Genomic DNA, 24,590 nt, shown 5'->3' on the forward strand with positions numbered 1-24,590 from the left:
CGGGACGAGGCCGCGCCGGTGGATACCAGCCGGAGGATCTCGGCGGTGGGAGCCTGCGCCATTCCCTCCCCTTTGGTCGATCTTTGTGGTCGTTGGAACGACCGAAACCACGCACGAGGGGGTTTTGGCGTTTCAGCCGACGGGAACGCACTCGCGGATGATCGCCTCGCCGCCGATCTGGATACTCGGCGAGGACTGCAGAATCTCGGCCACCGCCTCGGCTGACGCAGCCTCGATGACCAGGTAGCCGCCGACGTCCATGGACTGCATCTCCAGCGGGGTCACCGACTCCTTCGCCACGGTCCGACCGCCCCACACCAGCGGTGCGCCGCCGCGCAGAGCCCCGCTGGCGGCCAGGTCCCCCATCCACGCCATCCACTTGGCGTTGTACTCCCGCGTGACGGCGTCCTGCGCCCCCACCGCCGGTGGTTTGCCCACCAGCAGCACCAAGAACTGTGTCATGCCGGGATCCTAGACACGCGAAAGGACCCCGGACGAGAACGTCCGGGGTCCCTCAGCGACCAGGACCTACTTGGCGGAGATCTTGATGCTCATCGAGGTGCCCTCCTGGGACAGCACCTTGATCTTCACACCCACCGCGGGCAGCTTCACGCCCGCGGTCGGCTGCTCGGCGTACCAGTACTTCTTGGTGTCGTCGAACAGCGGCTGCGCGTCCTTGCCGCGCACGTAGCTGGCGCGGCCGGAGGCGTGCAGGGTGAACGAGTCCGACTTCTGCAACGAGAAGGGCGCGTCGTAGCCCGCGATGCGCGGACGCCACGGCTGGCCCTGCAGGTTGTAGATCGGCTCGGGGTTGGCGTCGACCGGCAGGATCAGGCCCGAACCGTTGTGCTGGCTCGAGTTGTTGTCCGGCATCGAAGTGTCCCAGTAGGACACGAGCAGGCCGTCCTGGTACGGGAAGTGGTCGACCAGGTCGGGCTTGTCGGGGTAGCCGAAGTGGTACGGGCCGGTCTGCATGTACTTGTCGAACGACTGGTACGTGCGGTTCGACGCGATGTAGAAGTTGTCGAACAGCGCGACCTCGGTGCCGGTGGTGGTCTTGAACCCGTTGAGGGTCCAGCCCGCGGTCGTGCCCTCGGCGCCGTCGGTGAAGACGTTGGCGCCGTCGGCGGTCACCGAGATGTCGTCGGCGAAGAAGCCGGCCGGGGCGACACCGCCGTCGGTGACGTACCGCAACCGGAGCTTGGCCTTCTTGCCGGCGATCGAGGTCAGCGGCACGGACACGTCGACCCAGTTGTTCTGGGTGCCGGTCAGCGCCGGGGCACCAGAGCCGTCCTTCGGGAACGCGGCACCGTTGACCGTGCCGTCCAGCGAGGTCCAGGTCGCACCGTTGTCGGTGGACGCCTGCACGTAGAGGTAGTCGAAGTCCGCTTCGATGTCGTAGCGGGCCTTCAGCGACAGCGACGCGGACGTCTTGCCCGTCAGGTCAAGGTCCCGGACCGCCGAGTTGTCGAGGTTGTCACCTTGTCCACTCCAATACATCTTGGTGCCAGCGAAGGGCTTTCCGTACTGCGTGGTCACCTGCTTGTCCGGCAGCACGACCACCGCGGCCTGTGCCTTGGCGCTGTTGTACTCGTGCGGGCCGAGGTCGAGCTTCTTGTCCTGGCCCGCGACCACGGTCTCGTAGTCCAGCCAGCCGAGCTGCAGCTTCTCCCAGGCGCCGAAGTCCGCGGCCCGGGTGCCGATGCCCTGGTCGCCCGCGGCCGACACGCGGCTCTGGGACATGATCGACCACCAGTTCACGCCGTTCTCGTTGGCCGACGCGGGACCGGAGGTGTCGTAGAGGTCCGGCAGGCCGAGGTCGTGGCCGTACTCGTGGGCGAACACGCTGATCCCGCCGTTCTCCGGCTGGATCGTGTAGTCGCCGACCCACAGGCCGGTGTCGCCGATCTGGCTGCCGCCGCGCTTGTTGTTCGCGGGGCCGGTCGGCGAGGTCGGGTAGGCGTACCAGCGGTGGCTCCAGATGGCGTCCTCACCCTGGAACGGGTCACCGTCGGCCTGGTCGCCGCCGGCGTGCACGATCTGGAAGTGGTCGATGTAGCCGTCCGGCTCGTTGAAGTCGCCGTCGTTGTCGTAGTCGTAGCGGTCCCACTGGTCGAACGACGCCAGCTCGGTCTTGATCTGCTCCGGGGTGGCACCGGCGGCCTTGCGGTCGGCCACCCACTGGGTCACCGCGTCGCGGATGAGGTCCCAGGTGTTGTTGCAGATGCTGCCGGCGCAGGGAAAGCCGTTGGACCGGCCGTAGCGGGCCTCGTTGTACTTGACCCGCACCCAGTTGGTGACCTCGCCGTCGACCGAGTAGCGGCCGGAGGACTGGCGCTCGTAGTAGGTCTTGACCGACTCGACGCCGGGGCCGGAACCGAAGTACAGCTGCTGGTAGTGCTCGCGGTTGTAGTCGGCCTGCCAGATGGTGCTGTTGTCGACCGCACGGTTGGGCGCGTCGATCTGGTTGCGCTGCGGGCCGTCGAACCGGGTCGGGCCGGCCGTGTTCGGGTCGGTGTCGCGGTCCGGGTATGCGGGGTCCCGGTCGTTGCCGAACTCGGCGAGGATGACGAAGATCTTGTCGGTCTTCTCGCGGGCCAGCTCGACGTACTGGTCGACCCGCTGGTTCTTGCCGTACCCCTTGGCCGCGTCAGCGGGCTGGGCGCCGACCTTGGCGACCTTGCTCGCGCCCTTCTGCTCGACCTTGGTCTTGCCGGACAGCACGTCCGCCACGGCCTCCTGCCGCAGCGCCCGGCGCTTGTCCTCGAGCTTGTTCGGCAGGTCGTGGTCGACCGGGGCCGGTTCGGCTTCGGTCTGGACAGCGGGCGCCTTGGGCGCGGCGCTCGCCGGCGCCGCCAATGCTCCCAGGCCTAAGCCGACCGCTGTGACCAGCGCTAATCCGACGGTTGTTCTTCGTTGCACTTGCCCTCCCGTGCACCTGCGGACACAGAGTGATCGCCTCTGTACCGCTCTCGACGGGATGGACAGTACGAACTAGCTCGATTGAGCGAATACCTCCATAGGTAGGGTTATTGTGATTACCGCATGCAAACTTCGTGATCGCCCGATCAGGCCCAGAACACCGCGAGGCCGACGTTCAGGACAACCAGGCCACCCAGGGTCTGCGGCAGCCACCTCGGTGCGCGCTCCTTGGTCACGTACAGCACCGCGAGCACCCCGATCACCACCAGGACCAGCAGTTTCACGCCCAGTTTGACGTGGTTGTAGTCCTGGTGGGTCAGTGGGGCGAGCAGCATCAGCGCGATGCCGGTGACCAGCTGCAGCGCGGAGCCGTGCAGCCAGCCCTTGTTCAGCGGCGCGTCCTTGCCGGCCTTGAGCTGCAGCATGAGCGTGCCGATCAGCAGGGCCATGCCGAGCAGGTGCAGGAACACGAGCAGGTGCCGGACGAAGTCCACGAACGATCTCCTCAGTGCGCGGCGGACATGGCAAAACAGACGCACCGGCATTATTCGCCCACGCTTTACCGTGCTGCCGGGCGGCCCGGTCGGCGGGGCGCCCGACCGACATCACGATCGAGTGACTAGCCTGCAGGTGTGCCCGAACGAGATCGGCAACTGGCCCGCGTAGTGAACCTGTGTCTCAGCGTCGCCGCCGCCGTCACGTTCGCCGTCGTGGCCCCGGCGGCGAGCGCGGCTCAGACCGACTCGAAGCAGCCGCCCAGCGGCGGGAGCTCGAGCTCGTCCAACACACCCAAGGGGTCCGGCCGCAACACGCCCGGCTCGACGTCCACTTCCAGCAAGCCGCCGGCGCCCGCCGTGTGCCCGACCGCGGTGAACCCGCCGAACGTGCCCAACGACGGCGAGGGCGACCCGCTGCCCCCGTTGGACGTGCCGGACGAGGCCGTCGGCGGCGACCGGATGGGTGACTGCGGCACGGTGCTGCCGCCCAACGCCCCGCTGCCGCCGGACAAGCTGACCGCCGCCTCGTGGGTGATCGCCGACCAGGACACCGGCAACGTGCTGGCCGCATATGCGCCGCACGCCCGGCAGCGGCCGGCCGGAACGATCAAAGTGCTGCTCGCCATGGTCGCGCTGCGTGAGCTCGACCCGAACGCGATCATCGTGGCGACCAAGGAGGACACCCAGCAGAAGCTGTCCAAGGTGGGCCTGGTCGCGGACGGCAAGTACATCACCGGCGACCTGATCCGGGCGTTGATCGTCACCTCCGCCTCGGACGTGTCCAACGCGATCGCGCGGGCGCTGGGCGGCCCGGATGAGGCCGTGCGCAAGATGAACGCGCTGGCCAAGGAGCTCAAGTGCTTCGACACCCGGGCGGTCAACCCGAACGGCGGCGACCAGCCGGGGATGAGCACGTCCGCCTTCGACATCGCGGTGATCTACCGGGAGGCCATGCGCAACCCGGAGTTCGCCGAGGCAACCGGGGCGGCCAACGTGGTCATCCACCCCCAGGGCAACCGCAAGAAGGAACTCACGCGGCCCAACGACAACAACAAGATGGCCGACGCGTTCAAGGGCACCACCGGCGGCAAGGCCGGCCTGACCGACGCGGCCAAGAGCACGTACGTCGGCAGCGGTGAGAAGGACGGCAAGCACGTCATCGTGTCGATCATGCGGTCCGACAGGCAGCCGTGGGACCAGGGCGCGTCGCTGCTGACCTACGGCTTCTCGCTGATCGCCGCGCACACCGAGCCGGTCGGCAAGCTGGGCGCGACCGTGGAGCCGGTGAAGACCAGCCGCGACACCAGCACGCAGAGCAACATCGACAAGACCGCGCAGAGCAACAGCACGCTTGCGCGGTCCGCATTCGGCAACTTCGGCCTGCCGATCACCATCGCGGCCGGGGTGGTCGTGCTGATCGCCCTGCTGATGACCATGCGGCGCAAGATGGCCAGGGCCAAACGGCTGCGAGCGCAGCAGGCCCGCTGACTTGACCATCTCCTTACGCCCTAACCTGGGTTTGTGGTCGTGACGTCCCGGCGACTTGTCGCCGTCCTGTTTGCCGCCCTGAGCCTGGTCCTGCCGGCCACGTTCAGCGCGGCCGCACAGCCGGCGGCGGGCTGCCCGAACCAGGCGCCGCCGCCGCCCGTGGACACCTCGGAGAAGCCCAAGCCCGGCGAGCCCTCGCCCGGCCCGCTGCCGGTGCCGGACAAACCGGTCGGCGGCGAGAAGATGGGCTCGTGCGGGATCATCGCGCCGGAGGGCGCCGCCGCGCCGCCCGCGGACGTCACGACGGCCTCGTGGGTGCTGGCGGACCTGGACACCGGCGATGTGCTGGGCGCCAAGGACCCGCACGCGCGGGAGCGGCCGGCCTCGCTGATCAAGGTGCTGCTGGCCCTGGTGGTGATGGACGAGCTGAAGATGGACACGGTCGTCACCGGTACCCAGGAGGACGCCAACCAGGACGGCACCCGCGTGGGCATCGGCGCGGGCGGCCAGTACACCGTGCAGCAGCTGTTCTTCTCGCTGCTGATGCGCTCCGGCAACGACTGTGCGCACGCGCTGGCCATGCAGATGGGCGGGGTCAAGGAGACCGTCGCCAAGATGAACGCCAAGGCCAAGTCGCTGGGCGCGCTGGACACCCAGGTCGCCACCCCGTCCGGGCTGGACGGGCCGGGCATGATGACCTCGTCGTACGACCTGGCGGTGTTCTTCAAGGAAGCCATGAAGCACAAGGATTTCGCCGAGGCGGTGAGCACCCGCACGATCGACATGCCCGGCTTCGGCGGCAAACCCGGCTTCAAGGTGAGCAACGACAACAAGCTGCTGGGCGTGTACCCGGGGTTCCTGGGCGGCAAGACCGGGTTCACCGACGACGCGCGGCACACCTATCTCGGTGGCGCCAAGCAGGGCGAGCACCGGCTCGTGGTGGTGCTGATGCGCGGCGAGCAGGCCCCGGTGCGGATGGCCGACCAGGGCGGGCACCTGTTCACGTGGGGCTTCGGCTTGTACAAGAACAAGTTCACGCCCGTGGGCAAGCTGTCCAGCGCCCCACCGCCGGGGTCGTCCTCGGTTCAGACCACCGGCGAGAACGGCAGCGAGTCCACCGGTGGTGTGCTCGCGACGGGCGCGCCGGCCAAGGTGGACAACAACAAGGGCCCGTTGCCGACGGTCGCTATGTCGCTGTCCGCGGTGACTGTGCTGGGTTTCCTGGTCTGGCGGATCCGGCGGCGGTACTCCCGTCCGGACGGGCCGCATGACGACCCTGAGATGACGATCCGGATACCGCCGATTCGGGGCTAGCCGTCGCCGTCCATGCGGTGATGAACAGCAGGAACCGGGCCACCAGGTTGGCGAACACCAGCAGGCCGATCACCGGTCCGAACAGGGCGCCGGTGGGCGAGCTGGTGACGCTGGTCAGGTAGATCGCGCCGAGCTGTTTGAGGATCTCGAAGCCGATCGCGGCGGCGAGCGCGCCCTTCATGGCGCTGCGGACGTCGACCTTCTCGCGTGGCAGGCGGGTGAGCACCCACAGGAACACCAGCCAGTTCGCGATGACCGACAGCAGCAGTGTGCCCAGGAACAGCAGGAACCTCGCCCAGCTCTCGCCTTCCAGGCCGACCAGGCGCAGCAGCAGGTTGCCCAGGCCGGTTCCGGCCGCGGTGAGACCGAAGCTGACCACGAGGGCCAGGCCGAGGCTGACCAACGCGAGCAGGTCCTTGAGCGTGGTCGTCAACAGCGGCAACGACTTCCGCTCGTGCCCCCACTGCGCGGTGAGCGCGTCGCGGAGGTTGCTCATCCAGCCGACCCCCGAGTAGAGCGCGGCGACCAGGCCGATGACGCCGACCGTGCCCTTGGAGTCCAGGGCGGTGCCGACGATGTCGTTGATGGTGCCGCCGAGCGACCCGGGGACCGCCTTGGTGATGCCGTTCTTCAGCTCGGTGAGCAGCTCGGGCTGGGCCGCCAGGATGAACCCGGCGACCGCGAACGCGATCATCAGCAGCGGGAACAGCGACAGCACGCTGAAGTACGTGATCGCCGCGGCGAACTGGCTGCCGTAGCGCTCGGAGTAGGCCTCACCGGCCCGCACCAAGTGGTCGAGCCACGGCCACTTGTCCCTGTACTGCTGAACCTTCCCGGCCACCTTCTGAAGGTAACCAGCGCGGGCACCGTTCGCAGATCAGGCGAGAAATCCCACCCGATCGTAGACATCCGCCAGGGTCCGGCTCGCGACCGCGCGGGCCCGCTCGGCGCCGCGCGCGAGCACCTTGTCCAGCTCGGCCGGATCGTCCAGATAGGACTTCACGGCGGCTTGGACGGGCGTGATGAACTCGATCACGACCTCACCGAGATCCTTCTTGAGGTCGCCGTACCCCTTGCCCTCGTACGAGGTCTGCAGGTCGTCGATGGTGCGGCCGGTGAGCGCGGAGTAGATGGCCAGCAGGTTGCTGACCCCCGGCTTGTTCTCGGTGTCGTAGACGATCTCCCGGCCCGTGTCGGTCACGGCGGAGCGGATCTTCTTCGCGGCCTTCTTCGGGTCCTCGAGCAGCTCGACCACACCCGCGGGGACCGACTTGGACATCTTCGCGGTCGGGTCCTGCAGGTCGTAGATCTTCGCGGTGTCCTTGGGGATGTACGCCTCAGGGAGGGTCAGCGTCTTGCCGAACCTCGTGTTGAACCGCTGCGCCAGGTCCCGAGTGAGCTCGAGGTGCTGCCGCTGGTCCTCGCCGACCGGCACGAAGTTGGCCTGATACAGCAGGATGTCCGCCGCCTGCAGGATCGGGTAGGTGAACAGACCCACGCTGACGCGGTCCATCGTCTGGCGGGAGGACTTGTCCTTGAACTGCGTCATCCGGCTGGCCTCACCGAACCCGGCCATACATTCCATGACCCAGGACAGCTGGGGATGCTCGGGAACCTGGCTCTGGACGAACAACGTGGACCGCTCCGGGTCGATCCCCAGCGCCAGCAACTGCGCCGCCGACACCCGCGTGCGCTCCCGCAGCAACTTCGGGTCGTGCTCAACCGTGATCGCGTGCAGATCCACAACGCAGTAGAACGTGTCGTGGGTCTCCTGCATCGCCACCCACTGCCGCACCGCACCCAGATAGTTCCCTAGGTGAAAAGAGTCAGCCGTCGGCTGAATCCCGGACAACACCCTCGGACGCGGCATCCCACCACCAGCAGCACTAGACACCCCCAAATCCTATCCACCACCCACCCGGGCGGGTGGTGCAGCGCTGAACTTGGGGTCCATCCCGGCGCCTCCTAACCACCACGCGCCGCCCCAGCCATAAGAAGCGCCCACCGCGGCATCCAGCGCCAACGGGCGCTCAAAAGCTCAAGCAGTAGCGGCAGGAGCAGGCTCAGAGTCCAAAACAGGCGCCACAGCCGGGTCAGCAGCAGCCTCAGCAACCGGAGTCGCCACCGCCCGGGGCGCAACCCGATCCGCAGCCGACTTCCGCAGGAACCGCACCAGCCCAAGCACCAAACCGGTCAGCCCCACCGCCGCCACGATGATCCCCAGCGGGCCGGCGATGTTCATCGGCATGCTGCTTTCCAGCGTGCTGCCGTCCTGGGCGGCTGCTGCGGTGGCTGTGGTCACCATGAGGGTGGCCACGGTGATTGTCGTTACCAGCGAACGGGTCCTGCTGCCAGCCACCCGGTTACGCACTGGTTCGCCTCCTGCGCCGCACGACGGTCTGGGCGTCCCCCAATCGAGGGACAACGAGCCGAGAAAAAGCTACCGAGTGTGTCAAGTATCGGGGTTCGAACCGCCACACTCGCTTGCGGTGCGAGAGGCTATCGCTCGTTCGGGCGTCCCGATTCGGCGGGGTGTTGATCAAGACCGCACCGAATCGGGACACTGCTGTGACCTGGATCAACGTGCGGCAGTGGCTACCGTGCCGTATGTAGTCGTGCGCTGTCGTGCGGGACGACCCGCCAGAGCCGCCAACGTCTCCAGTTCACTGACCGTGCGCGCGGAGCCGTGTTCGGACCCGGCCATCCGGCTGATGGTCTCCTCCATCAACGTCCCGCCCACGTCGTTGGCGCCGCCGTTGAGGATCTCCGCAGTGCCTTCCTCGCCGAGCTTGACCCACGAGCACTGGATGTTGTGGATCCGCCCGTGCAGCCCGAGCCGCGCCATCGCGTGCACCGCCCGGTTGTCCCGCCGCGAAGGCCCCGGACGGGCGACACCGGCCAGGTAGATGGGTGCGTTGCGGTGCACGAACGGCAACGCCACGAACTCGGTGAACCCGCCCGTCTCGTCCTGCGTCTGGGCGAGGGTCCGCAGATGCCCGAGCCAGTGCCCCGGGTGGTCGACGTGCCCGTACATCATCGTCGAGGACGACCGGATCCCCAGCGAGTGCGCGGTGGACACGACCTCGATCCACGTCGACGCGGGCAGCTTGCCCTTGGTCAGCACCCACCGGACGTCGTCGTCGAGGATCTCGGCGGCCGTGCCGGGGATGGTGTCCAGCCCGGCCTCCTTGAGGTCCGAGAGCCACTCCCGCACGCTCACGCCCGCCTTGGACGCCGCGGACACGATCTCCATCGGGCTGAACGCGTGCACATGCATGCCCGGCACCCGCGCCTTGATCGCGCGCACGAGGTCCGCGTAGTAGGTCACCGGCAGCTTGGGGTCGATGCCGCCCTGGATGCACACCTCGGTGGCGCCGTCGTTCCACGCCTCCTGGGCCCGGTCGGCCGCCTCGTCCACGGACAACCGGTACGCGTCGGCATCCCGTTCCCGCTGCGCGAACGCACAGAACCGGCAGCCGACATAGCAAACGTTCGAGAAGTTGATGTTCCGGTTGACGACATACGTGATGTCATCGCCGACCGCCTCCCGGCGGGCAGCGTCCGCGAGAGAAGTCAACGTCTCCAACGCCGGACCATCAGCGGTCATCAAGGCCAGAGCCAGATCGGCATTGGCCGGGTCCAGCAAAGCTCCGGGATTCGACTCGGCCAGCGCCAGACCGGCCTTCACGTCCGAAGCGAGCCGCTCGGGCGCCTTCGGCAGCTGCTTGCGCAACTCCTCCCAGTCGCCGTAGACGGAGTCGAAGTCACCTCGGCGGTCGGAAGTCCGCCCGGTCGTGTCAATCGTCGAATGCAGGTCGGCGCGGCCCACGGTGTCGAGCCCACCGTCCGGCTCCTGCCAAGGTCGGCCAACCGGGTGCACATCGGTAGCGAGCCCGTCCGCACCCGAAACCGCCGAGATGTGCTCGGAGATCCGGATGTCGGTCCACTGCCCGGGCGCGCCGCGCAGGAACCGCGGATACACCGGCAGACGCTCGCGCAGCTCGAAACCGGCGAGCGAGGTCTGCTCGCGCAACGCATCGAGCGCGGGCCAAGGCCGCTCGGGGTTCACGTGATCGGGCGTGACCGGCGAAACGCCGCCCCAGTCGTCGATCCCCGCCCGCAGCAGCAGCTGGAACTCGTCGCCGACCAGGTTCGGCGGCGCCTGGACGCTCACGCCCGGCGGCATCAGCAGCCGGCCGACCGCGACGGTGGCGGCCAGGTCGTGCAGGTCGGCGTCGGGCATGCCGCGCATCGCCGTGTCCGGCTTGGCGCGGAAGTTCTGGACGATGATCTCCTGGATGTGCCCGTACTGGCGGGCGATACCGCGGATGGCCAGCAGCGACTCGGCGCGCTCGGTCAGGTTCTCGCCGATGCCGACCAGGATCCCCGTGGTGAACGGCACGGCGACCCGGCCCGCATCTGTGAGGACGCGCAGCCGGACCGCCGGCTCTTTGTCCGGGCTGCCATAGTGCGGGCCCCCCGGTTCACTCCACAGCCTGTGGGCCGTGGTTTCCAACATCATGCCCATACTGGCCGCGACCGGTCGCAACCGGGACAGCTCTTCCCAGGACAGGACTCCGGGGTTCAAATGGGGCAGCAGACCGGTCTCCTCGAGGACCGCCACGGCCATCGCGCGGACGTAGTCCAAAGTGGAGTCGTAGCCGCGCTCGTCGAGCCATTTCTTGGCCTGTGGCCAGCGATCCTCTGGCCGGTCACCGAGCGTGAAAAGGGCTTCCTTGCAGCCGGCCGCGGCGCCCTGGCGGGCGATCTCGAGCACCTCGTCGCGCTCCAGGTACGCGGCCGGCAGCCGGTGCGGAACGGTGGCGAAAGTGCAGTAGTGACAACGATCACGGCAGAGCCGAGTCAGTGGTATGAACACGGAACCGCTGTAGGTGACTATTCCCACACGGTTTTCGGCGCGCAGGTGCGCGTCCCGGACCCGGGCCGCGGCTGCCATCAGCTCGTCCAGCTGCGCACCGCGGGCCTGCAACAGCACCGCTACCTCGGTGACGTCCAGCGTGGATCCATCGCTGGCGCGGCGCAACGCCCGCCGCATCGCCGCATCACTGGGGCGAGGCTCACGCGGGGTCAACATCAATTCGATAGCCACCGAACAACCCTACGGGAGCAGGTCGGTCATTTCAGCTGTGATCCGCGTCGTCCGGGAAGTCCGACGGCAACAGCCACAGCAGTTCGTCGCGCGTCGGGTCGGGGATGTCGGCCAGGCGCTCGGCGTGCCGTTCCATCATGGCCTCCAGGAGGTTGCGGGCATCCCGGGCGTTGCCGTGCCCATCCTGGCGGGCGAACATGCCCTGCACCAGGCCTCGGACGTCCTTGTGCACCTCGTAGTGGTTCTTGCCGGCCAGGTGCTCGAAGATCCAGGTCAGCTCCTCGGCGTTGTACGGCGGGAACTCGATCACCCGGGAGAACCGCGACTTCAGGCCGGGGTTCATGTCCAGGAACGACTTCATCTCGTCGGTGTACCCCGCGGCGATCACGACCACCTCGGAGCGCCGGTCCTCCATCAGCTTGACCAGCTCGTCGATGGCCTCCTGGCCGAAGTCGGAGTTGGCGCCGAACACCCGCGACAGCGCGAACGCCTCGTCGATGAACAGCACCCCGCCGACCGCCCGCTCGAAGGTCGTCCGGGTCTTGTCCGCGGTCGAGCCCAGGTACTGGCCGACGAGATCGCCCCGGGACACCTCGATGACCTGGCCCTTCTCCAGCACACCGAGCCCGGCCAGGATCCGCCCGTACAGCCGGGCGACCGTCGTCTTCCCGGTGCCGGGCGGTCCCGAGAAGATCAGATGTCTGCTCGTCTCCGGCGCGGGCAGCCCCGCCTTGGTGCGCTGCTGGCCGACACGGATCAGGTTCACCTGGGTGCGGACCTGCTTTTTCACGGCCGCGAGGCCGATCAGCTCCTCCAGTTCGGCCAGCGCGGCGGTGTCGGTGACGATGGCGGGCTTGGTGGTCTCGGTCTCGACCCGAACGGTGCTCGTGACCACGACGTCCCGGCTGTTGCCGGTCACGACGCTGGAGATGAGCTGACCGGTGCTCTGGTCGGTAGCCAGCACGCCGTCGCCCTCGTTGTCGGTGAACACGCTCGACGACACGTCCAGCCAGGCCTCGTTCTTGGCCCACAGGCCGTACCCGTGCGACTTGGTGACGCTGAGCCGCTCGGCGACCAGCGAGCCCTTCTCGCGCACGTACACGCCGCCGATCCCGGCCTCGATCACCTGGGTGTCCTTGGCGGTGATCCGGCCGCCGCTGACGTTCATCCCGCCGCCCAGCGCCCGCTCGATCACGCAGTCCGACAGGGTCGCGCGGCCGTCGTCGCCGACGTACACGCCGGCCGACTTGATGTCCTCGATCCGCGACTCGGCCATCGACGCCGTCGAGCTGTAGCCGTGCACCTCCAGGCCGTACTCGCAGTGGCTCAGCCGGGTGTCGGTGAACTCGCCGGTGCCGCGCTCGCGGACCTTGATACCGACGTCCGAGTTCTCCACGGTGACCGCGCTGAACTTGCCCTTGCTCTCGGCGATCAGCACGCCGGTCACGGTCTGGTCCACCTGCAGGCCGTACACCTCGGGCGTGCCCATCTTGCCGACCGCGAACCCCGCGTTGCCCGCCTTGAGCACCTCCAGGTCGGTGAACTCGCCGCCGGCCCGGTCGTCCACGAACACGCCCGCGTCCCGCGCGTCCTCGATCTTGCAGCGCCGCACGGTCGGCCGGGCGCCGTTGGTTGCCCAGATGCCGGTCTCGGCGTCCACCACGACGGTGTCCTCGAGGATGCCGTTGGCCTGGTTGAACTGGATCCCGTACGAGTGCACCTCGTGGATCCGGCAGTCCGCGATGGTCGCCGAGGAGTGCGTGTCGATGCTGATCGCGGCGCTGCCGGTGCCGGTGAACTCGCACTTGGAGATCTTGGCCGTCGAGCTGTGCACGCGGACGCCGAGCAGACCGGTGTTGGCGATGACGCAGTCCCGCACGTGCGCCTCGGATCCGTCGACCACCGCGATCGCGTTGTCCGCGGCATCCCGGAACTCCGAGCGGACCAGCGTGCCTTTGGCGGCGGTGAGCGACACGCGGCCGTTGTGCGTCACGCATTCCGTCATCTTCAACGTACTGCCGGACAACGCCTGAATGGACGCCTTGCCGTACCCCCAGATGTCGCAGTTCTGGATGATCGTCTGGCCGGCGTTGACCTTCACCGCGGCCTGGCCGCGGTTGACGATCTTGAGGTCGGACAGCACAAGGCGGCCGTTGGACTCGACGGTGACGCCGTCGGACGCGCTGATGGTGACGGTCCCGGGGCCGTCCGTGGGCCGCAGCTCGACCTCGGAGCCGATCACGAAGGACTCGTCGTACTCGCCCGGGTCGATGTACACGATCGCCGCGCCGGGCACGTCGTTGATCGCCAGCAGGGCCGCCAGGATGGTCGGATGCGCTCTCCGGGTCGTCGTGGAGACCCGGAACGTGGTCGGCATGAACGCATTCTCCTTGTATCCTGTTAGACCTATGCGAAATGTGGCGCAGGTGATGATGAGCCCCCTCCCGGGGCCCGTTGCCGTGCGCTAGTTCCGCACCAACCACCCGGTTCGCGCCGGGTGACCCGCTCCTCCCCGGCCCGACCGGCCGACGAGGAGACGTCCCTTGACTCATTTCTACATCACCACGGCGATCCCGTACGTGAACGCGGAACCGCACATCGGCTTCGCCCTGGAGCTCGTCCAGGCGGACACGCTGGCCCGTCATCGGCGGCTGCGCGGCGATGACGTGCGGTTCCTGACCGGCACCGACGACAACGCGCTGAAGAACGTCACCGCGGCCCGGGACGCGGGCCTGGATGTGCGTACTTTCGTGGCACGGAACACTGAGCGGTTCCGAGCGCTGCGCGAGACGTTGGACCTTTCGTACGACGACTTCATCCGCACCGGGTTCGACGCGCGGCACGCCGCGGGGGTGGAACGGTTGTGGCGGGCCTCGGCGGCGCGCGGCGACTTCTACCTGAAGTCGTACACCGGCCTGTACTGCCTGGGCTGCGAGGAGTTCGTGACCGAGCCAGTGTGCCCCGAGCACGGCACGGTGCCGGAGGAGGTGAGCGAGGAGAACTGGTTCTTCCGGTTGTCCGCGTACACCTCGCAGGTGCTGGAAGCGTTGGAGCACATCAGGATCGAGCCCGCGGCCCGCCGCAACGAGGTGCTTTCCCTTGTCCGGTCCGGGCTTCAGGACATCAGCGTGTCCCGCCCGGCGGCGCGGTCCGGCGGCTGGGGCATCCCGGTGCCGGACGACCCGTCCCAGGTGATCTACGTGTGGTGGGACGCGCTGGCCAACTACGTGACCGCGCTGGACGGTCCCGGCGAGTTCGACACCTGGTGGCAGAACGCGGAGAAGACGCACGTGATCGGCAAGGGCATCACCCGCTTCCACGCGGTGTACTGGCCCGCGCTGCTGATCTCGGCCGGGCTTCCCTTACCGGACACCATCTTCGTGCACGACTACCTCTCGGTGGACGGCGCGAAGATCTCCAAGACCCTGGGCAACGGCGCCCACCCCAAAGACCTGGTGGCCAAGTACGGCACGGACGCTGTGCGCTGGTGGCTGCTGCGCGAACCGGCCCGCCTCGACCAAACCGACTTCACCGAAGACCGCCTCATCGACCGCGCCGACACCGAACTAGCCAACGGAATCGGCAACCTCTTCAACCGAGTCCGCGGCCTCTCCACCGGCGTGTCCCCCTTTCCTCCGCCCCGTGTCCCCCGTTCCTCCGGGGTGTGTTCCCCGTTGGCCGCCAAGATCGACTCCGCTTTGGCGGTGTTCGACTTCAAGGCCGCGACCGGAGCGATCGTCGACGCGGTCACCGAGGCGAACCAGCTCATCGAGACCTCGAAACCCTGGCAGCTCAAGGGTTCGGAACGTGAGGAGGTGCTGGACCGGCTCGGCCGCGCGTGCTGGGAGATCGCGCACGAACTCACGCCGTTCCTCCCGGCCGGGGCGGAACGCCTGCTGGCCGAGCCGCGCGCGTTCCCGCGGCTCAGCGAGGACCGTAGGGGTTAGGCGGGTAACCCTGTGGCGGGTACGGGTATCCGGGCTGCGGATACCCGTACTGCGGCTGAGGTTGTTGGTAGTACTGAGGTTGCGGCTGCTGGTAGTACTGCGGCTGCGGCGCTTGGTATTGCGGCTGCTGGTACTGCGCAGGCTGCTGATACTGCGGCTGCACAGGCTGTTGGTACTGCTGGTGTTGCTGCACCGGCTGCTGGTGGACCGGCAGCATCGACACCAGGCCCATCAGTTTCCCCAGTGCCTCAACGACTTCGTCCGGTTTGGTGCGACCGAAGATGGGGTGCTCGACGTACAGCAGCTCGTTGCCCGCGAGCGACCACGTGTGCAGCTTCTGTTCCCGCATCAGCGCCATCACCTGCGGCGTAAGGATCTGTTGCGCTGCCTGCGGGTTGGTGTCGATCAGCTTGTACCAGCGGTTGAACTTCGGGTCGTGCGTCGGCGGTTCCGGGTACTGCTCGGTGTCCCAGTTGGAGTCGGTGCTGCTCACGATCGTGAACTGCGGCAACGCCACCGGCAGCGGGATCACCCACACCGAGTCGATGGTGATGGTGTCCATCTCGTTCATCTTCTTGTTCGTCCACCGGGTGAACGTGGTCGTCACGACCGGCCGCCGGTGGTAGTCGAACATGGTGAACGGCAGACCCTGGTAGTTCCCGCTGAGCACGCCGAAGGCGAGCCGCTTGTCGCCGATCTGGTTGAACGGCAACACGTTCCAGCGCTGCAACAGCTCCGGCGCGTCCGGCCGGAACTGCCAGCCGTACATCGCCGCGGCCTGCTGGCGTTCGCTGTTGGTGTTCGCGATCCGCTTGGCCTCGTTGGTGTCCATCCTGCCCCCAGGTGGTTCGTTCAGTCCAGATAGGTCAGTCCGAATAGGTCACCGTCACCGGCGCGTGGTCCGACCACCGCTCGCCGTAGCTCGCCGCCCGCTCGATGTCCGCTTCGGACACCCGCATGGCCAGGGCTGGCGTCGCCAGCTGCAGGTCGATCCGCCAGCCGGAGTCGTTGTCGAACGCCTGGCCGCGGTAGCTCCACCAGGTGTACGGACCGGGTCCTTCGGGGTGACGGGCGCGCACGACGTCGACGTAGCCCAGGTCGTGCACGATGGTGTCCAACCAGGCACGTTCCTCAGGCAGACACCCCGACTGGCCCCGGTTGCCCTTCCAGTTCTTCAGGTCGGTGTCCCGGTGCGCGATGTTCCAGTCGCCGCCGAGCAGCACCTCGTTGCCGCCCGCCGCGGCCTTGTCCACCATCTCGGTCAGGTACGGCAGGAACGCGGCCATGAACCGCTCCTTCTCCGCCTGCCGCTCGGTCCCCACATCACCGCTGGGCACGTACACACTGCCGATCACCACACCGGGCAGCGTGATCTCGACGTACCGGCCGCTGTCCTCGAACTCCGGCGCCCCGAACCCGATCCGCACCGCCTCGGGCTCGGCCCGGCTGTAGATCGCCACACCCGCACGGCCCTTGGTCGCCGCCGGTGCGTGCACGGTGAACCACCCCTCCGGCGCGCTGACGTCAGTCGGCAACTGGTCGAGCGTGGCCCGGACCTCCTGCAGCAGCACGACATCCGCACGCGTGGACGCCAGCCACTCGGAGAAACCCTTGCGCGCGGCCGCACGCAGGCCGTTGACGTTCACCGTCGAGACGATCAAGAAAGTGTCCTCACTTGCGGGTGACCGAGAAGTTCTGGCACGAGGTGTCCAGCACGCGGCCGGTCATTGTGCCGTCCTTCGGCTCACCCGAGACCACCAGGTCCACCATGAAGTAGCCCTCCGGCTGGTCGATCCACTCCACCTGGGTGAACGTGATCTGCCCGCCCGCGCTGACCGCGACCTTCATCCGGTACTTGCCCGCCTTGGCGTTCGGGTTGGACCCCACCGGGTAGAACTCGAAGATCGCCGGCGCGCTGTCCCCCTCCGGCTGCGAGACCTGCAGCTTCAGCCCGGTCTCGCCCTGGGCACAGGTGTACGTGCCCTCCCAGTTGCCCACCACACCATCGAGTGACACCCCAGATGGCGCGGCCCTGGACGACGAGGTGCTCGGCGGACGGCCGCCACTCGGCAACGGCGGTCGCTTCGATGTGCGCGAGGTCGATGGCGCGTCCGCTATCGGCAGCGCCGTCCCGTCCACCTTCTGCGCACAGCCCGCCACCAGCCCGAACACCAGCACTACGCCAAGAAGCCTAAGCACGCGCGCAGACTACCTACCCGCAGTCGCGCCCCTGCAGCGGTTTGACGAATTCGTTCGACACCCACTTGCCCTCACCGAGCTTGCGGTAGCCGTTCTGCACCAGCTTCTCGGCGTCGACCTCGGCGTTCATCTTGTAGCTGCCGACCTGCGCCGCCTTCTGGTCGGGCGCGGCACGCACCTTGAGGATGTCCGCCGTCACCGTCATCCGGCACGCGGACGCGTTCGCCGCGGGCGCGGCCCCACCACCCTGCGCGGCCCCAGCGCCCTCTTTCTGCTTGTCGCTGCCCAGGACATACAACACGATGACCCCGACCAGCACGGCGATCACTATCAGCGTTCGCTTGGGCAGTCCCAGCACGACGACCCACTCTCCCGTCCTGGCTCACCGATTCACCACGACCACGTATAACGCAATCGGCCTCCCGGGTAGAACCGCTGGCCGGCAGAACCACCCGGTTTGACCCACCGAGTCAGCGAACCACCACTGTCAGTGATGGTCCCACACCCAACCCCCGTGAGTCCGCTGTCCAGGCTTTCACGGACGACTCACGGAGGCTCAACGAGGGCCGACCCAAACACACATCCGGCCCCATTCACGGCCCGAAGAGGCACCCCCACATCTCGACTCCGCGAGCCCGAAGCGGGAACCTCGGCCCGCCCGCAAGACATCGCCTTGAGGACAGGGAAGCCAACGCGCCCCCGAACCGCAGGCGGCCCCACATCAGCACAGCCCCCAGTCGGGCCTACCCGGCACCGACCCGCGCATCAGCAGCAACCCCCCACAGCCGCCCCACGGACAGCACCCCACCCAAAGGCCTACGTGAGCTCCACCCGCACCGGTCCACGCGGCATACCACCGCGACCAAGCCCGCATCAGCAACCACAGCCGGGCCCCACGAGCATCAGCCCGCAGGGCCCCCGGCAAGATCTCAGGCCATCTTCTTCTGCAGGTTCTCGTCCAGCGTGGCCAGGAACTCCTCGGTGGTCTGCCACTCCTGGTCCGGACCCACCAGCAGGGCCAGGTCCTTGGTCATCTTGCCGCTCTCCACGGTCTCGACGACGACCTTCTCCAGGGTGTTCGCGAACCCGATCACCTCGGGGGTACCGTCCTGCTTGCCGCGCGCCTCCAGGCCACGGGTCCACGCGTAGATCGACGCGATGGGGTTGGTGGAGGTCGGCTTGCCGGCCTGGTGCTGGCGGTAGTGGCGGGTCACGGTGCCGTGCGCGGCCTCGGCCTCGACCTTGCCGTCCGGGGTCATCAGCACGGAGGTCATCAGGCCGAGCGAGCCGAAGCCCTGGGCCACGGTGTCGGACTGGACGTCACCGTCGTAGTTCTTGCAGGCCCAGACGTACCCGCCCTCCCACTTCAGCGCGGCGGCGACCATGTCGTCGATCAGCCGGTGCTCGTAGGTCAGGCCCTTGGCGTCGAAGTCGGCCTTGAACTCCTCCTCGAACACGCGCTGGAAGATGTCCTTGAAGGCACCGTCGTACGCCTTGAGGATGGTGTTCTTGGTGGACATGTACACCGGGTAGTTGCGCTCGAGGCCGTAGCGCAGCGAGGCGCGCGCGAAGTCCTCGATCGACTTGTTGAAGTTGAACATACCCAGCGCGACACCGCCGTCGGGACCGTAGTTGGCCACGACGTGCTGGATCGGCTCGGAGCCGTCCTCCGGGGTGAACGTGATGGTCAGCTCGCCGGAGCCGGGCACCTTGAAGTTGGTGGCCTTGTACTGGTCGCCGTGGGCGTGACGGCCGATGATGATCGGCTTGGTCCAGCCCGGCACGAGCCGCGGGATGTTGGAGATGACGATCGGCTCGCGGAAGATCACGCCGCCCAGGATGTTGCGGATGGTGCCGTTGGGCGACAGCCACATCTTCTTGAGGCCGAACTCCTCGACCCGGGCCTCGTCCGGGGTGATCGTGGCGCACTTGACGCCGACCCCGTGCCGCGCGATGGCGTTCGCCGCGTCCACCGTGACCTGGTCGTCGGTGGCGTCCCGGTGCTCGATCCCCAGGTCGTAGTAGTCGAGGTTGACGTCCAGGTACGGGTGGATCAGCTTGTCCTTGATGAACTGCCAGATGATGCGGGTCATCTCGTCGCCGTCGAGCTCGACGACCGTCCCCTCGACCTTGATCTTCGCCATCGGGTTCCTCTCCCGGGATGTCTCGTCTCTGAGTAACGGTACAAGCGTACTGGTATGAGTTCGCGCCCGTGTCGCGACCGTCACTCAGGTCGGATCGTATGACCACCCGGGAGAGGAGACCGAATGACCTAACTGCTGCGCCGCCGCCGCGCGAACAGCAACGCGATCAGGCCGCCGATCAGCAGCAGACCGCCCACCAGCAGATACGGGCCGCCCGCGAAGCCGGTGCTGGCCAGCCCGGAGGTGTTGGACTCGTTCGCCACCACAACTGGCTTCGTGGTCGTGGTCACCGACGAGCCGCCACCGGACGTCTTGGTCGACGTGGTGCTGGACGTGCTCGTGCCGGTCGTCGACGTGGTGGTCTTGGTCGTCGTGGTGGTGGTCTTGGTCGTGGTAGTCGTCGTGTCCTTCGTGGCGCACACGAACCAGTGGCTGATCTCGGCGGGCTTGCCGCTCGGCACCAGCGGCGCATGCAGGTCGTTCCACGGCAACGCACCCAGGTTGGGGTACTTGTTGTACGCCGGGCCGCCCTTCACGATCACGCCGGTGACCGTGTAGCCGGACGGGACCGCGGTGATGTCGATGTAGGTGTTCTCGGTGATGTGCGAGGTCACCTTGATCTCGACACCGGGCAGGCCCGCGCCCGCACAGGTGGTCACGTTGCCCGAGATCGCGGTCGCCCTCGGGTCACCAGAGACGGGCGGGTCATCTGGGGCAGCGGTGCCGAAGGTGGCGCCGGCGAGCAGCACACTCGTGGACAACGTGAGGACTGCCAGCGCACGACGAACGATGCGCTCCATCCGGGCCTCCTAGGTTGGGGACGACTGATCTAGATAGTGAGCGCCCATCCGGCCTAGTGCTGTTACTGCGTTTCGCAGTATTGACCTCGCCGTTAGCACCCCGTGACCTGCGGTTTTCACGATCACGCCACCGTCCACAAAGGATCCCCAGGTCAGGGCCGGGAAACCGCTATCCTTCGCCCGGTTGATCTTCGAGGGGGGAGTTCGGCATGGCCACGGGACCCACGCACGCCGTGAGCGGCTTACTCGTGTGGTCGGCGGTGACGGCGCTGCTGCCCGGTCACGCGATCGGGGAGCTGAGCCCACGCGCCTGGGTGGTCGGGGCGGTGCTGGCCACCGGCGCGGCGCTGCTGCCCGACCTGGACCACCCGCAGTCGACCGTGTCCCGGACGTTCGGGTCGATCAGCCAGGGGTTCTCCAGCGGGATCAACGCGGTGAGCCACGGCATCTACCGGCTGACCAGGACCAGACGTGACTCCAACCGCGACGGCGGCCACCGCGGCCTCACGCACACCCTGTTCTTTGCCCTGCTCGCGGCCCTGCTCACCACGGTCGTCGTGCAGCAGTCGCAGAAGTGGGCGCTGCCGGCGCTGATGTTCGTGTTCGCCGGCCTGGCGATCCGCGGCATCCTGCACAAGATGGACGGCAAGAACGACGCCCTGTTCATCACGCTGTTGTCCATCGGCCTGACCGCGTTGTGTCTGGTGTGGACGGAGCAGACCTCCGCGAACGCGGCCGCCTGCGGCGTCGCCGTTGGCATCGGCTGCATCGCGCACTACCTCGGCGACGCCATCACCGAACAGGGCTGCCCGATCCTCTGGCCGATCCCGTTGGGCGGCAAGACCTGGTACCCCGTCGCCCCGCCGAAGATCATGCGCATGCAGACCGGCGGCAAGGTGGAGCTCGCCGTGGTGGCGCCATTGATAACACTGGTCACGATCTGGCTCGGCCTCGCCGCGTTGCAGCACACCGGCGCCCTGCCGTTCCTCTCCGGCGTGAAGCTGTTGCCGTGGCTCTAGAGTGCACGGGTGATTCCGGGGCTGGAGATCGTCGGTGAGTTAGGCAGTGGCGGGTTCGGGGTGGTCTACCGGGCTCGTCAGGTCCAGGTGGGCCGGGACGTGGCGGTCAAGCTGGACAACCGGATCCTGAACACCGACGCGGAGAAACAGAAGTTCCTGCGCGAGGCACGGGCGGCGGCCCGGCTTTCCGGTCACCCCAACGTGGTCGCGATCTACGACGCGGGCATCGCACCCGACGGGCGGCCGTACATCGTGATGGAGCTGTGCGCGCGCGGATCGCTGGCGGATCTGCTTGCCGCACAAGGACCTCTGCCGATGGCGCAGGTGCTGGACGTGGCGCTGCTGCTCGCGGACGCGTTGGGGCACGCGCACGCGGCAGGCGTGCTGCACCGGGACATCAAGCCGGGCAACGTGTTGATCGACTCGTTCGGCGCGGTGAAGCTGGCGGACTTCGGCCTGGCGGCGATCCTGGACGCCCAGGAGGCGACCATCACGCTGGGTGCGTTGAGCCCCTCATATGCGGCGCCCGAGGCTTTCGCTTGGAGCGCGCCGACTCCGGCCGCCGACGTGTACTCGTTGGCGGCGACCATCTACAAGCTCGCCACCGGCCGCGCGCCGCGTGATATCCCTTGGCCCGCAACGTCTCTGGACGCTCTGACGTCGGCATTGCGGAGCGAGGTCGCGCCGGTCCCGAACGCGCCGGCGCACTTGAACTCGGCGTTGATCCGTGCGCTGGCAAGCGATCCCGCGGCGCGGACGCCGAGCGCGGGAGCGTTCGCCGAGGAACTGCGTGGTGCTGTGACCGCGCCTCCGGCAGTCGCCGCTCCAGCACCCGCGCCTTCACCTTCACCTTCACCGGAGGCTCGGCGGCGTCGGTGGTGGCCGATTCCGGTAGCGGCCGTGGTCATCGTGGTCGCCGTGGTGGTGTCGATCTTCGTGTTCAAGGGGCCCGACTCACCGGGAGTCGCGTCACCACCCGGGTCCCCGTCGTCCGCGGCCCCAGTGGGAGCGCCGCCGAGGCTGGTGGCGTGCGGCGACCGGTTCTGCACGGCCGCCGACCTGTGTTTCCACGGCATCAACAACGACGCCGAGAAGCCGTCCCACGCCAGGGAAAGCCCCTGCGACGAGCCGCACTACTGGCAGGTCTTCGGCGGTGGCTGGCTGGCCAGGATGCCCGCCACCCAGCTCGCCGTCGAAGAGCTGCCCGAGATCGCCACTGCCTGCACCACTCCCGCGCTGAAGGCCCGGCTCAAGCCGGGGGTGACCGCCGAGGCGTGGTCGATCGCGGCGGTGGCCACTCCCGGTGACCGGCCGTACTTCTACTGTTTCGGCCAGAAGGAAGGCGCCGGTGAGACAGTCGGTTCCATCTTCGCCAGCGGGTGATCCTGGTCGTACGATCCGGCGCGTGAACGTGTTCGACGAGATCGCCACCCACTACGACGAGGACCTGTTCCACCAGGTCGTCGCCGAGAAACTGATCAGTGGGCTCGCCGACGCGCCCTGTCCCCGGCTGGTCCTCGACGTCGCCACCGGGACCGGGGCCGCGGCCTTCGCCGCTGTCCAGCACCTCGGCGCCCGCCGGGTGGTCGGCGTTGACCTGTCCGCGGGGATGATCTCGCGGGCGCGCGCGAAGTCCGCGGTGCAGGACCCGGAAAGCAGGATCACCTGGACGGTCGCGCCCGCGGTGCCCGCGCCGGTTCCGGACGCCAGTGTGGACCTTGTGCTGTGCGCGTCCTCGCTGCACTTCCTTGGCGGCGCGGCGTTACGCGACTGGCAGCGGGTGCTGCGGCCGGGCGGCAACATCGCGTTCACCCTGCCGATGGCCTCCTCGTTCCGGCCGACCGGGGAGTTCGCCTCGCTGGTCGCCGCCGACCTGCCGCTGCCCCGGGACGCCGATGAGGCCGCCGCCGTGGCCGCCGGGTTCCGGGACGCCACCGCCCACCGGTTGGACGCGCCGGACGGGAAGGTCGTCTTCCTGGTCTACGCCTCGGTCTGACCCGTCGACTGGATCTGGTCGACCAGGATCGCGAGGCGTTCCTTCTGCCCTTTGGCCGGCAGACGAGCGCCGCGGGTGAGCATCACCAGTCCGTGCAGTGCGCTCCACACCACTTCGGTGAACATGCCCAGGTCACGGCCGCCCGCGAACGGCTCCACCACGGACCGGATGGCCGCGAACCCGTCCTTGAGCGGCTGCGGTGTCTCCTCCTGCGCGAACACCAACGGCGTGGCCAGGGTGAACATCGCGTCGTACAGAGCCGGGTTGGACTCCGCGAAGTTCACGTAGGCGCGCACCACCGGTTCGAGGCCGCGGTGCCGGTTGAGTTCGGCCGCCAGCTCGGTGAAACCCTCGAGCGCCACCGCGCCGACAATCGCGTCCTTGCCCGCGAAGTGGCTGTACAGCACGGGTTGGCTGTACTCGATCAGCTCGGCCAGCCGCCTCGTGGTGACCGCGTCCCAGCCCTCCGCCTCGGCCAGCCGCCGCGCCGTCGTGATGATCAGCTGGTGCCGCTCGGCCCGTTCCCGCTCGCGCCGCTCCTGAATAGCCATGACACAAATCCTAGCACCGCTAGCGCATCGAGCAACGCTCATGCTAGCGTCGCTCTAGAAGCTAGCAGCGCTAGGAAATGAGGAAGTCATGCAGTACGTGGCCATCGCCATCACGGTTCTGTGCGGTCTGGGCATCATCACCGCCGGCGTCCAGTACCTGGTGGCACCGGCGAAGACCGCCAAGTCCTTCGGCCTCCCGGCCTGGCCCGACGGCCGCAGCCTGGCCTGGCTCAACCTCAAGGGAGTCCGCGACATCGTGTCCGGCCTCGTCGCCCTGATCCCCCTCGCCCTGGGCCAGTACCAGGTCCTCGCCTACCTCCTGCTCGCCGCCGCCCTGACCCCCATCGGCGACGCCCTCACCATCCTCAGGTACCGCGGCAACAAAACCCTCGCCTACGCCATGCACGGCAGCACCGCCATCATCATCCTGATCGCCTCCGTGCTGTTCTTCGTCAGCTGATCGCGCCAGTCCAACCGGCTATGTCCACGCAATCGAGCGATTCCTGGACTAGGTGTTGCGGGTCATGAGGTTGGTGACGCGGGTGAGGGCCTGAGGATGGGGACGGGTCTTTCAGCGGCAGGATGAGAAGTACCACCAACTCG

The 24,590-nt window shown here is 67.9% G+C and carries 21 protein-coding genes and 1 pseudogene; 7 read left to right on the top strand and 15 right to left on the bottom strand.

The genetic code is table 11. The annotated features are described in order from the left end of the window. Positions 1–132: 132 nt before the first annotated feature. From AB0J95_RS50805 to AB0J95_RS50815, 3 genes are all read right to left on the bottom strand, one after another. Positions 133–462: a YciI family protein gene (locus tag AB0J95_RS50805; RefSeq protein WP_364773945.1), complete on the bottom strand. Its 330-nt coding sequence runs from the start codon at positions 460–462 to the stop codon at positions 133–135. Positions 463–528: 66 nt separating this feature from the next. After that, positions 529–2,922, bottom strand: a complete 2,394-nt coding sequence (locus AB0J95_RS50810; RefSeq protein ID WP_364773947.1) for an immune inhibitor A domain-containing protein — start codon at positions 2,920–2,922, stop codon at positions 529–531. A gap of 146 nt (positions 2,923–3,068) precedes the next feature. Further along, entirely contained in the window at positions 3,069–3,416 is a 348-nt protein-coding gene (locus AB0J95_RS50815; RefSeq protein WP_364773948.1) for a hypothetical protein, read from the bottom strand. A 138-nt stretch (positions 3,417–3,554) separates the two neighbouring features. On the opposite strand from AB0J95_RS50815, the gene AB0J95_RS50820 reads away from it, so the two are divergent. Both AB0J95_RS50820 and AB0J95_RS50825 read left to right on the top strand, forming a co-directional pair. Beyond that, positions 3,555–4,907 (top strand): serine hydrolase, encoded by a 1,353-nt coding sequence (locus tag AB0J95_RS50820; RefSeq protein WP_364773950.1) that lies wholly within the window; start codon positions 3,555–3,557, stop codon positions 4,905–4,907. Positions 4,908–5,150: 243 nt separating this feature from the next. Next, positions 5,151–5,849, top strand: a pseudogene (locus AB0J95_RS50825) (serine hydrolase); the annotation flags it as partial. A gap of 244 nt (positions 5,850–6,093) precedes the next feature. On the opposite strand, the gene yhjD reads toward AB0J95_RS50825, so the two are convergent. The 5 genes from yhjD to AB0J95_RS50850 all read right to left on the bottom strand — a co-directional run bounded on the left by yhjD (position 6,094) and on the right by AB0J95_RS50850 (position 13,708). Then, a complete protein-coding gene (gene yhjD / locus AB0J95_RS50830; RefSeq protein WP_364773952.1) occupies positions 6,094–7,062 on the bottom strand; it encodes an inner membrane protein YhjD in 969 nt (322 codons plus the stop codon). Between the two features lie 36 nt (positions 7,063–7,098). Beyond that, on the bottom strand, positions 7,099–8,091 hold the full coding sequence (trpS, locus tag AB0J95_RS50835) for a tryptophan--tRNA ligase (RefSeq protein WP_364773953.1): 993 nt from the start codon (positions 8,089–8,091) through the stop codon (positions 7,099–7,101). 168 nt (positions 8,092–8,259) lie between these two features. Then, positions 8,260–8,538: a hypothetical protein gene (locus AB0J95_RS50840; protein ID WP_364773955.1), complete on the bottom strand. Its 279-nt coding sequence runs from the start codon at positions 8,536–8,538 to the stop codon at positions 8,260–8,262. Between the two features lie 261 nt (positions 8,539–8,799). Then, complete coding sequence (locus AB0J95_RS50845) at positions 8,800–11,316, bottom strand: bifunctional FO biosynthesis protein CofGH (protein ID WP_364773975.1); 2,517 nt, start codon at positions 11,314–11,316, stop codon at positions 8,800–8,802. 46 nt (positions 11,317–11,362) lie between these two features. After that, positions 11,363–13,708 carry a right-handed parallel beta-helix repeat-containing protein gene (locus AB0J95_RS50850; RefSeq protein WP_364773956.1) on the bottom strand — a complete coding sequence of 782 codons (2,346 nt, stop codon included), beginning with the start codon at positions 13,706–13,708 and terminating at the stop codon, positions 11,363–11,365. A 166-nt stretch (positions 13,709–13,874) separates the two neighbouring features. Here AB0J95_RS50850 and AB0J95_RS50855 point away from each other — a divergent pair, with 166 nt between their 5' ends. Further along, on the top strand, positions 13,875–15,278 hold the full coding sequence (locus tag AB0J95_RS50855) for a methionine--tRNA ligase (protein ID WP_364773957.1): 1,404 nt from the start codon (positions 13,875–13,877) through the stop codon (positions 15,276–15,278). Here AB0J95_RS50855 and AB0J95_RS50860 read toward each other — a convergent pair. From AB0J95_RS50860 to AB0J95_RS50885, 6 genes are all read right to left on the bottom strand, one after another. Continuing rightward, positions 15,256–16,110, bottom strand: a complete 855-nt coding sequence (locus AB0J95_RS50860) for a hypothetical protein (protein WP_364773959.1) — start codon at positions 16,108–16,110, stop codon at positions 15,256–15,258. The two genes, AB0J95_RS50855 and AB0J95_RS50860, sit on opposite strands and share 23 nt — an antisense overlap. A gap of 34 nt (positions 16,111–16,144) precedes the next feature. Then, on the bottom strand, positions 16,145–16,939 hold the full coding sequence (locus AB0J95_RS50865) for an exodeoxyribonuclease III (protein ID WP_364773961.1): 795 nt from the start codon (positions 16,937–16,939) through the stop codon (positions 16,145–16,147). Between the two features lie 10 nt (positions 16,940–16,949). After that, the gene (locus AB0J95_RS50870; RefSeq protein ID WP_364773962.1) at positions 16,950–17,477 is read right to left on the bottom strand and encodes a hypothetical protein; all 528 of its coding nucleotides are present in this window, start codon (positions 17,475–17,477) and stop codon (positions 16,950–16,952) included. Positions 17,478–17,490: 13 nt separating this feature from the next. Beyond that, positions 17,491–17,835 (bottom strand): SH3 domain-containing protein, encoded by a 345-nt coding sequence (locus AB0J95_RS50875; RefSeq protein WP_364773964.1) that lies wholly within the window; start codon positions 17,833–17,835, stop codon positions 17,491–17,493. A 571-nt stretch (positions 17,836–18,406) separates the two neighbouring features. Next, positions 18,407–19,621 carry an NADP-dependent isocitrate dehydrogenase gene (locus tag AB0J95_RS50880; RefSeq protein WP_364773966.1) on the bottom strand — a complete coding sequence of 405 codons (1,215 nt, stop codon included), beginning with the start codon at positions 19,619–19,621 and terminating at the stop codon, positions 18,407–18,409. 128 nt (positions 19,622–19,749) lie between these two features. Next, complete coding sequence (locus tag AB0J95_RS50885; RefSeq protein WP_364773968.1) at positions 19,750–20,421, bottom strand: hypothetical protein; 672 nt, start codon at positions 20,419–20,421, stop codon at positions 19,750–19,752. A gap of 209 nt (positions 20,422–20,630) precedes the next feature. On the opposite strand from AB0J95_RS50885, the gene AB0J95_RS50890 reads away from it, so the two are divergent. The 3 genes from AB0J95_RS50890 to AB0J95_RS50900 are packed head-to-tail and all read left to right on the top strand — an operon-like array spanning position 20,631 to position 23,436. Next, complete coding sequence (locus tag AB0J95_RS50890; RefSeq protein ID WP_364773969.1) at positions 20,631–21,440, top strand: metal-dependent hydrolase; 810 nt, start codon at positions 20,631–20,633, stop codon at positions 21,438–21,440. Positions 21,441–21,449: 9 nt separating this feature from the next. Beyond that, the gene (locus tag AB0J95_RS50895) at positions 21,450–22,823 is read left to right on the top strand and encodes a serine/threonine-protein kinase (RefSeq protein WP_364773971.1); all 1,374 of its coding nucleotides are present in this window, start codon (positions 21,450–21,452) and stop codon (positions 22,821–22,823) included. Positions 22,824–22,845: 22 nt separating this feature from the next. Next, positions 22,846–23,436, top strand: coding sequence for a class I SAM-dependent methyltransferase (locus AB0J95_RS50900; protein ID WP_364773972.1), 591 nt, complete (start codon positions 22,846–22,848; stop codon positions 23,434–23,436). On the opposite strand, the gene AB0J95_RS50905 is transcribed toward AB0J95_RS50900, so the two are convergent. After that, positions 23,421–23,987 (bottom strand): TetR/AcrR family transcriptional regulator, encoded by a 567-nt coding sequence (locus tag AB0J95_RS50905; RefSeq protein WP_364773973.1) that lies wholly within the window; start codon positions 23,985–23,987, stop codon positions 23,421–23,423. The genes AB0J95_RS50900 and AB0J95_RS50905 overlap by 16 nt on opposite strands. 88 nt (positions 23,988–24,075) lie before the next feature. Between AB0J95_RS50905 and AB0J95_RS50910 the strand changes: the two genes are divergently transcribed. Then, on the top strand, positions 24,076–24,447 hold the full coding sequence (locus AB0J95_RS50910) for a DUF4267 domain-containing protein (protein WP_364773974.1): 372 nt from the start codon (positions 24,076–24,078) through the stop codon (positions 24,445–24,447). The last annotated feature ends 143 nt before the right edge of the window (positions 24,448–24,590 follow it).

The organism is Actinocrispum sp. NPDC049592, assembly GCF_040675465.1.
Taxonomy (GTDB): domain Bacteria; phylum Actinomycetota; class Actinomycetes; order Mycobacteriales; family Pseudonocardiaceae; genus Kibdelosporangium.

Coding starts and splice junctions, on each gene's coding strand:
- AB0J95_RS50890 (WP_364773969.1), top strand. CDS start 20,631: ATGGCCACGGGACCCACGCACGCCGTGAGCGGCTTACTCGTGTGGTCG.
- AB0J95_RS50805 (WP_364773945.1), bottom strand. CDS start 462: ATGACACAGTTCTTGGTGCTGCTGGTGGGCAAACCACCGGCGGTGGGG.
- AB0J95_RS50910 (WP_364773974.1), top strand. CDS start 24,076: ATGCAGTACGTGGCCATCGCCATCACGGTTCTGTGCGGTCTGGGCATC.
- AB0J95_RS50905 (WP_364773973.1), bottom strand. CDS start 23,987: ATGGCTATTCAGGAGCGGCGCGAGCGGGAACGGGCCGAGCGGCACCAG.
- AB0J95_RS50850 (WP_364773956.1), bottom strand. CDS start 13,708: ATGCCGACCACGTTCCGGGTCTCCACGACGACCCGGAGAGCGCATCCG.
- AB0J95_RS50845 (WP_364773975.1), bottom strand. CDS start 11,316: ATGTTGACCCCGCGTGAGCCTCGCCCCAGTGATGCGGCGATGCGGCGG.
- AB0J95_RS50885 (WP_364773968.1), bottom strand. CDS start 20,421: ATGGAGCGCATCGTTCGTCGTGCGCTGGCAGTCCTCACGTTGTCCACG.
- trpS (WP_364773953.1), bottom strand. CDS start 8,091: ATGCCGCGTCCGAGGGTGTTGTCCGGGATTCAGCCGACGGCTGACTCT.
- AB0J95_RS50860 (WP_364773959.1), bottom strand. CDS start 16,110: ATGGACACCAACGAGGCCAAGCGGATCGCGAACACCAACAGCGAACGC.
- AB0J95_RS50880 (WP_364773966.1), bottom strand. CDS start 19,621: ATGGCGAAGATCAAGGTCGAGGGGACGGTCGTCGAGCTCGACGGCGAC.